1 protein-coding gene is annotated in these 888 nt (G+C 66.1%); it reads right to left on the minus strand.

Going from position 1 to position 888, the window contains the following annotated elements; translation table 11 throughout:
• Positions 1-884: beta-ketoacyl reductase (locus tag AB0C16_RS40105; RefSeq protein WP_357691386.1), on the minus strand; the 884-nt coding region annotated here is incomplete at its 3' end.
• Positions 885-888: the final 4 nt, after the last annotated feature.

The raw sequence follows: 888 nt of genomic DNA on the forward strand, positions 1-888 counted from the left end.
AGGGAGGTGGCGGGCAGGCCCAACCCAGCCCGATGCACCGCCAACGCATCCAAAAACACATTCGCCGCCGCATAATTGCCCTGCCCCGCCGCCAACACCAACCCACCAGCAGACGAAAACAACACAAACGCCGACAAATCCAAACCACGCGTCAACTCATGCAAATACCACGCCCCCGCCACCTTCGACCCCAACACCCCCAACAACCGCTCCACCGACAACGAACCAAACAACCCGTCATCCAACACCCCCGCCGCATGCACCACCCCACACAACGGCAACTCCACCGGAACCCGCCCCAACACCCCCGCCAACGCCTCCCGATCCCCCACATCACACGCCTCCACCACCACCCGCGCACCCAACCCCGACAACTCCGCCCGCAACCCCTCCGCACCCTCAGCCGCCAACCCCCGCCGACTCACCAACACCAAACTCCGCACCCCATGCACCCGCACCAAATGCCGCGCAACCAACCCCCCCAAACCACCCGTCCCCCCCGTCACCAACACCGTCCCCGACCCCCACACCACCCCACCACCAGAGACCTCCTCCCCACCGTCAGAGACCTCCTCAGGCGTCAAAACACCGAACGCCGAACCACCCGGCGCCGAACCACCCGCCGCCGCGGCAGCACCAACAATCGAGGCGCCATCAGACCCCAAAACACCCGACGACGAAACACCGCCCACCGGGGCGTCAAACGACGAGACCGCCGAAACCGCAACCCGAACCAAACGCGGCACAAACACCCGCCCACCCCGCAACGCAACCTCCGACTCCCCCCACCCCACCACCCCACCCAACAACGACTCCGACTCCACCGACCCATCACTGTCAACCAACACCACCCGACCCGGAAACTCCTCCTGCGCCGCCCGCACCAAC

Source organism: Nonomuraea sp. NPDC048916 (assembly GCF_040649575.1).
Lineage (GTDB): Bacteria > Actinomycetota > Actinomycetes > Streptosporangiales > Streptosporangiaceae > Nonomuraea.